At 61.3% G+C, this 7,620-nt stretch carries 5 protein-coding genes; 1 reads left to right on the top strand and 4 read right to left on the bottom strand.

Annotated elements, in window-relative coordinates:
* Positions 1 to 119: 119 nt before the first annotated feature.
* Positions 120 to 2,993, bottom strand: a complete 2,874-nt coding sequence (gene gcvP, locus ACXRVY_RS12280; protein ID WP_223456538.1) for an aminomethyl-transferring glycine dehydrogenase — start codon at positions 2,991 to 2,993, stop codon at positions 120 to 122.
* A 154-nt stretch (positions 2,994 to 3,147) separates the two neighbouring features.
* Between gcvP and ACXRVY_RS12275 the strand changes: the two genes are divergently transcribed.
* Positions 3,148 to 4,290 (top strand): DegT/DnrJ/EryC1/StrS family aminotransferase, encoded by a 1,143-nt coding sequence (locus ACXRVY_RS12275; RefSeq protein ID WP_223456537.1) that lies wholly within the window; start codon positions 3,148 to 3,150, stop codon positions 4,288 to 4,290.
* 54 nt (positions 4,291 to 4,344) lie between these two features.
* Here the strand turns inward: ACXRVY_RS12275 and gcvH are convergent, their stop codons facing one another.
* The 3 genes from gcvH to ACXRVY_RS12260 form a co-directional block, all read right to left on the bottom strand.
* Complete coding sequence (gene gcvH / locus ACXRVY_RS12270) at positions 4,345 to 4,728, bottom strand: glycine cleavage system protein GcvH (RefSeq protein WP_150716298.1); 384 nt, start codon at positions 4,726 to 4,728, stop codon at positions 4,345 to 4,347.
* Positions 4,729 to 4,776: 48 nt separating this feature from the next.
* On the bottom strand, positions 4,777 to 5,859 hold the full coding sequence (gene gcvT, locus ACXRVY_RS12265; RefSeq protein ID WP_223456536.1) for a glycine cleavage system aminomethyltransferase GcvT: 1,083 nt from the start codon (positions 5,857 to 5,859) through the stop codon (positions 4,777 to 4,779).
* A 156-nt stretch (positions 5,860 to 6,015) separates the two neighbouring features.
* Positions 6,016 to 7,620, bottom strand: a 1,605-nt coding sequence (locus tag ACXRVY_RS12260) for an ABC transporter permease (protein ID WP_458237480.1), incomplete at its 5' end; no start/stop codon positions are given.

Genomic DNA, 7,620 nt, shown 5'->3' with positions numbered 1-7,620 from the left:
GCCCCCCTGTGGGAGCGAGCTTGCTCGCGATAGCGGTGGATCAGTAAAAACTTCATTGACTGTCACACCGCAATCGCGAGCAAGCTCGCTCCCACATTGGTTATGTACAGCCTGAAATGTCAGCGGTAATCATCCACCGGCACACACGCACAAAACAGGTTCCGGTCCCCATACACATTGTCCACCCGATTCACTACCGGCCAATACTTGTGAGCCTTGGTGTGCGCGTCCGGCGTGACCGCTTGCACAATGCTGTACGGCCGCTCCCACACACCAGTGATATCGGCCAACGTATGCGGCGCACCTTTCAACGGGTTTTCTTCAGCCGGCCAGTTACCGTTCTGAACCTCGTTGATTTCCGCACGGATGCTCAGCATCGCCCCGATGAACCGGTCCAGCTCTGCCTTTGACTCGCTTTCGGTCGGCTCGACCATTAGCGTCCCCGGCACCGGAAACGACATGGTCGGGGCATGGAAGCCGTAGTCCATCAGGCGCTTGGCGACGTCCTCTTCGGTGATGCCGGTCAACACCTTGAGCGGCCGCAGGTCGAGGATGCATTCGTGCGCCACCCGTTCGTTGCGCCCGGTGTACAGCACCGGGAAGGCACCGGACAAATGCCGCGCCAGGTAATTCGCGGCCAGGATCGCCACTTCGCTGGCGTCCGCCAATTGCGGCCCCATCATGGCGATGTACATCCAGCTGATCGGTAGAATGCTTGCGCTGCCCCAGGGCGCTGCGCTGACGGCGCCATTTTGCGGGTGCGGCCCATCGATCGGCACCACCGGATGGTTGGCCACGAACGGCGCCAGATGCGCTCGCACCCCGATCGGTCCCATGCCCGGCCCACCGCCACCATGGGGAATGCAGAAGGTCTTGTGCAGGTTCATGTGCGAGACATCGGCGCCAATATCAGCGGGCCGCGCCAGCCCGACCTGAGCGTTGAGGTTGGCGCCATCCATGTACACCTGACCGCCGTGCTGGTGGATCACTTCACAGATTTCGCTGATACCTTCCTCATACACGCCATGGGTCGAAGGGTAAGTCGCCATCAGGCAGGCAAGTTTATCTGCCGCCTGCGCGGCTTTTTCCTTGAGGTCATCGAGGTCGACGTTGCCCGCCTCGTCGCACTCGACGATCACCACGCGCATCCCGGCCATTTGCGCCGACGCGGGATTGGTGCCGTGAGCCGACGAAGGAATCAGGCAAATGTCGCGGCCACCCTGTTGACAGCTCTCATGGTATTTGCGGATTGCCAGCAGCCCGGCGTATTCGCCCTGAGCGCCGGAGTTGGGCTGCATGCAGATCGCGTCGAAACCGGTGATCGCACACAACCAGCGCTCCAGCTCTTCGATCATCAGCCCATAACCGGCAGCCTGTTCCTTGGGCACGAACGGATGCAGGTTGGCGAACTGCGGCCAGGTAATCGGGATCATCTCGCTGGTGGCGTTGAGCTTCATGGTGCAGGACCCCAGTGGGATCATCGATTGATTGAGCGCCAGGTCCTTGTTTTCCAGTTGTTTGAGGTAGCGCAGCATCTCGGTTTCGCTGTGATGGGCGCTGAACACGGGATGGCGCAGATAAGGCGAGGTTCGCGCCAGCCCTTCGGGAATTCCGCCAGGCAAGGCTTCGGCATCCAGGTCCTCGATGCTGAGCCCGTGATCGGCCCCCAGGAACACGTCGAACAGCTTCGCCACGGTGGCTTCGTCGCAGGCCTCGTCGAGGCTCAAGCCCAGTTGACCGCGCCCGAGAATGCGCAGATTGATTTGTGCGGCCCGGGCACTTTCGATGATCGCGGTCTGGGCTCCGCCGACCTCCAGTGTCAGGGTGTCGAAGAAGTGCCGGTTGACCCGGTTGATACCGTTGCGCTCAAGCCCGGCGGCAAGGATGCAGGTCAGCCGATGAACCCGCTGGGCGATCCGCTTGAGCCCTTCCGGGCCGTGGTAGACCGCATAGAAACTGGCGATATTGGCCAACAGCACCTGGGCCGTGCAGATATTGGAGTTGGCCTTCTCCCGGCGGATGTGTTGCTCGCGGGTTTGCAGGGCCATGCGCAGGGCGGTGTTGCCCCGCGCATCTTTTGAAACACCGATGATCCGCCCGGGAATCGCTCGCTTGTATTCATCGCGGCTGGCAAAAAATGCCGCATGGGGCCCGCCGTAGCCCATGGGCACGCCAAATCGCTGGGAAGAGCCGAACACCACATCGGCGCCCAGCTCACCCGGCGGGGTCAGCAACAACAGGCTCAGCAAATCCGTGGCGACACAGGCCAGGGCCTGTTGCGCGTGCAGGTGAGCAATCAGCGGCCGCAGGTCGTGGATCTCGCCGTGGGTGTCAGGGTATTGCAGCAGTGCGCCGAACACCTGGTGTTGCTTCAAGTTATCCACAGCGTCGACGATCAGCTCGAAGCCGAAACCTTCAGCGCGGGTCTGCACCACGGAAATGGTTTGCGGGTGGCAGTTTTCGTCGACAAAGAACAAGTTGCTTTTGGACTTGGCGACCCGCTTGGCCAGGGCCATGGCTTCCGCCGCGGCAGTGGCCTCATCGAGCAGCGAGGCGTTGGCCAGTTCCAGACCGGTCAGATCGATGGTCAGTTGCTGGAAGTTCAGCAGCGCTTCAAGCCGCCCCTGGGCGATCTCCGGTTGATAGGGTGTGTACGCGGTGTACCAGCCGGGGTTTTCCAGCACATTACGCACAATGACCGCCGGTGTGAGGGTGCCGTGGTAGCCCATGCCGATCAGGCTGGTCCAGACCTGATTCTGCTCGGCATAACCTCGCAGCTTGGCCAGTGCGGCCTCCTCATCGAGTGCCGGGGGCAGGTCCAGCGCCCGGTTGAGGCGGATGCCCGGCGGCACCGTTTGCTCGATCAATTCAACCCGGCTGCCCAGACCGAGGCTGTCGAGCATTGCCTGTTGCTCGGCGGCATCGGGTCCGAGGTGGCGGCGCAGAAAGGTATTGGGGTCGCGTAACTGGCTCAGGGACGGCATCTTGGACATGACGGGCTCTCTCTTGACTGGCGCTCAACGTCGATGCAACACAGTCAAACCAGCATAGCAGTCGATATCCGCGTGGATGACGTGGCGCGCTCGACCAATCCGGATCATCATGTCCGGCGCCAACTTAATGTCCGCTGATCGGGTGACTGTATCCATGAGCCAACTGCCTTTCCTGCCGTTTTCCAAACCCACCATCGATGAAGCCACGATTGCCGCTGTCGGCGACGTATTGCGCTCGGGCTGGATTACCAGCGGCCCCAAGGTCCAGGCATTCGAAGCGCAGCTTTCGGAGTTTTTTGGCGGGCGCCCGGTACGCACCTTCAATTCCGGCACCTGCACCATGGAAATCGCCTTGCGCATTGCCGGGGTCGGGCCGGGCGATGAAGTGATCACCACGCCGATTTCCTGGGTGGCCACCGCCAACGTCATCCTGGAAGTCGGCGCCACCCCGGTGTTTGCCGACATCGACCCGGTGACCCGCAACATCGATCTGGATCAACTGGAAGCAGCAATCACTCCGCGCACCAAAGCCATCATCCCGGTGTACCTCGCCGGGTTGCCGGTGGACATGACGCGGTTGTACGCCCTGGCGAAAAAGCACGGCCTGCGGATCGTCGAAGATGCAGCCCAAGCGCTGGGTTCCAGCTGGAACGGCCAGCGCATTGGCTCGACGGGTGATTTCGTGTCCTTCAGTTTCCAGGCGAACAAGAACGTCACCTCCTCCGAGGGCGGTTGCCTGGTGCTGAATACGGCCGAAGAAGTACGACTGGCAGAGAAGTACCGGCTGCAGGGCGTTACCCGCAACGGCTTCGATGGCCTGGATGTCGACGTGCTGGGTGGCAAATTCAACATGACCGACGTCGCCGCGGCCATTGGCCTGGGTCAGTTTGCTCATCTCGAAGCCATCACCGCTCATCGCCGTGACCTGGCCCGGCACTATTTCGCCTGTTTTGGCGCGGATTTCGAAGCGCAGTACGGGGCGCAATTGCCTCCGGCGGATTTCACCCACAGCAACTGGCATTTGTTCCAGCTGGTATTACCGGAACGTACGGACGGCAAACCGACGCGGGCGACTTTCATGGAGCAGATGCAGGCATTGGGTGTCGGGATCGGCTATCACTACCCGCCAATTCACCTGTTGAGCCTTTACCGCGAACGCGGTTTCAAGGAAGGCATGTTCCCGGTCGCTGAGCGGGTCGGTCGGCTGATTGTCTCGTTGCCAATGTTCACGGCGATGAGCAAAGCGGATGTCGAACGTTCGGTAGCGGCCGTGAAAGCGGTTTTACGCGACGCCTGAGCCCGCAAATGAAAAAGCCCCGACGGATCGGGGCTTTGGGATGTTGCGACAGGCTTATTCGCCGATGGCGGCCTTGTAGCCGGCGGCATCCAGCAGTTTTTCCAGCTCGGCGGTGTTGCTTGGCTTGAGCTTGAAGATCCACGCGCCGTACGGATCGGAGTTGAGCAGCTCAGGCTCACCGCTCAGCGCTTCATTGACAGCGATCACTTCACCGCTGATCGGCGCATAAATGTCGGAAGCGGCTTTAACCGATTCAACGACACCCGACTGATCACCGGCAGCAAACACGTTGCCGACTTCAGTCAGCTCAACAAACACCACATCACCCAGCGCTTCCTGCGCGTGATCGCTGATGCCCACGGTGACGGTGCCATCGGCTTCCAGACGTGCCCATTCGTGACTTTCGGCAAAACGCAGGTCGGCAGGGATATCGCTCATGTTCTGTATCCTCAGGAAATGGTCGGCGAGCATGCCCGCCAGAAAAGGTTAGATCAAGGTTTTGCCGTGGCGTACGAAGGTCGGTTTGACCACTCGGACCGGGTACCACTTGCCACGGATTTCCACTTCAGCGCGGTCGGCTGTTGCCATCGGCACGCGCGCCAGTGCAATCGACTTGCTTAGCGTAGGAGAGAAACTACCACTGGTGATCTCCCCTTCGCCAACATCGGCGATGCGGACCACCTGATGAGCACGCAAAACACCGCGTTCCTCAAGGACCAGACCGACCAGTTTGTGCTGCACACCGGCGGCCTTTTCGGCTTCCAGCGCCTTGCGCCCGATGAACTGTCGGGTGGCAGGTTCCCAGGCGATGGTCCAGGCCATATTGGAGGCCAATGGTGAAACATCTTGCTGGATGTCCTGACCGTAAAGGTTCATGCCGGCTTCGACCCGCAAGGTATCCCGCGCGCCAAGGCCGATGGGAGAAATCCCGGCACCGACCAGATCGTTGAAAAAGCCTGGCGCCTGATCGGCCGGCAGAATGATTTCCAGGCCGTCTTCGCCGGTATAACCGGTGCGCGCGATGAACCAGTCACCATCAGGCAGGCCTTCGAAGGGCTTGAGGAGCTGGATCAGGTTGCCGCGGGACTGGTTGACCAGCTCGGCAATTTTTTGCCGGGCGTGGGGGCCCTGGATGGCCAGCATCGCCAACTCGGAACGCTCGCGAAGTTGCACGTCGAAACCGTCGAGATGCGCTTGCATCCAGGCTATGTCCTGATCGCGGGTGGAGGCGTTGACCACCAAGCGATAACCCGCATCGAGACGGTAGACGATCATATCGTCGACGATCCCGCCTTGTTCGTTGAGCATGGTGCTGTACAACGCACGGCCGGGGCTGTGCAGGCGTTCGACATCATTGGCCAGCAAATGCCGGAGCCAGGCTTTTGCCTGGGAGCCGCCGACGTCGATCACGGTCATGTGGGATACATCGAAGACACCGCAATCGCGGCGCACCTGATGGTGTTCCTCGACCTGCGATCCATAATGCAGAGGCATGTCCCAACCGCCAAAATCGACCATCTTCGCGCCAAGTGCGAGATGAAGGTCATACAGAGGCGTACGCTGTCCCATGGGTTTCTCCTTCCGGGCGTGGCGAAGGTGCGGACAAGCGCTGCACGGACTGAATGCCTTGAAACAAAAGGCCTTTAGCCGATTTCAGCTACCTGGTCTGTCAGACGGACCGCACCGAATGCCGCGCATTGTAGCCGCAAGGTGTAGGACTGACACCTAGCTGTTTCGATGTGCCGAGCGCCGGATCAATCCGATGACCGGTAACAGCCCGACCAGCACCAGGGTCAACGCCGGCAAAGATGCCCGCGCCCATTCGCCTTCGCTGGTCATTTCAAAGATCCGCACCGCCAGCGTGTCCCAGCCAAACGGGCGCATCAGCAGGGTCGCGGGCATTTCCTTGAGCACGTCGACGAACACCAGCAGCCCTGCGCTCAACGTGCCGGGTAACAACAACGGTAGATACACTTTGAAAAACAGTCGTGGCCCACTGACGCCCAGGCTACGTGCCGCTTCGGGCAAAGATGGCCGTATACGCGCCAGGCTGCTTTCCAGTGGCCCGTAGGCCACCGCAATGAAGCGCACCAGATAGGCCAGCAACAACGCTGACAGACTGCCCAGCAGCAGCGGCTTGCCCGCGCCACCAAGCCAGCTCGAGAGCGGGATCACCAGTTCGCGATCCAGGTAACTGAACGCCAGCATGATCGACACCGCCAGCACCGAACCGGGCAAGGCGTAGCCCAGGTTGGCCAGACTGATCCCGGAACGAATGACCCGGGTGGGCGCCAATCGTCGGGCAAACGCCAGTAACAAGGCGACGCTGACGGTGATCAACGCCGCTATCGCCCCCAGGTACAAGGTATGGATGATCAAGCCGGTGTAGCGCTCGTCGAGATCGAAGCGCCCGCGTAACCAGAACCACACCACCAATTGCAGCATCGGGATAACGAAAGCACAGGCGAACACCAGGCAGCACCACGTCGTGGCTGCCAGTGCCTTGACACCTCGCAGGTGATACAGCGCCTTGACCCGTGGTCGCTCGTTGCTCGCCCGGTTGGCCCCACGGGCACGCCGCTCGCCGTAGAGCACGAGCATTACCACCAGCAGCAACAGGCTGGCCAGTTGCGCGGCGGAAGACAGGCTGAAGAAACCGTACCAGGTCTTGTAGATGGCGGTGGTGAAGGTATCGAAGTTGAACACCGACACTGCGCCGAAGTCCGCCAGGGTTTCCATCAATGCCAATGCCACACCCGCACCGATGGCCGGCCGCGCCATGGGCATTGCCACCCGCCAGAACGCTTGCCAGGGCGATTGGCCAAGGACCCGCGCGGCTTCCATCAGGCCTTTGCCCTGGGCGAGGAAGGCCGTGCGGGCCAGCAGATATACATAGGGATAGAAAACCAGCACCAACACCACAATCACCCCGCCCGTGGAACGCACGCGCGGCAGCCGCAGGCCACTACCGAACCACTCGCGCAGCAGGCTTTGTACGGGCCCGGCGAAATCCAGCAGGCCGACAAACACGAATGCCAGCACGTAGGCCGGTATCGCGAAGGGCAGCATCAGCGCCCAATCGAGCCAGCGCCTGCCGGGGAATTCACAGAGGCTGGTCAGCCAGGCGAGGCTGACGCCCAGCAGGGTGACACCCGCACCGACACCGAGCACCAGCGTCAGGGTATTGCCCAGCAGGCGCGGCATCTGCGTGTCCCACAGGTGGGACCAGATTTGAGTGTCGACGGTTTGCCAGGACAGCAGCAGGACGCTCAGGGGCAACAGGACCAGCGCAGCGATGGCGAAGACGACGGGATACCAGCGGCGTTGGGC

The sequence above is a fragment of the Pseudomonas sp. P5_A2_2 genome (assembly GCF_054177685.1).
Note: the sequence above shows the minus strand (reverse complement) of the source record. Positions and strands in the feature narration are given on the sequence as shown.

Excerpts from the sequence above, each read along its gene's own strand:
- gcvP (WP_223456538.1), bottom strand. The coding sequence starts at position 2,993 with ATGTCCAAGATGCCGTCCCTGAGCCAGTTACGCGACCCCAATACCTTT.
- ACXRVY_RS12275 (WP_223456537.1), top strand. The coding sequence starts at position 3,148 with ATGAGCCAACTGCCTTTCCTGCCGTTTTCCAAACCCACCATCGATGAA.
- gcvH (WP_150716298.1), bottom strand. The coding sequence starts at position 4,728 with ATGAGCGATATCCCTGCCGACCTGCGTTTTGCCGAAAGTCACGAATGG.
- gcvT (WP_223456536.1), bottom strand. The coding sequence starts at position 5,859 with ATGGGACAGCGTACGCCTCTGTATGACCTTCATCTCGCACTTGGCGCG.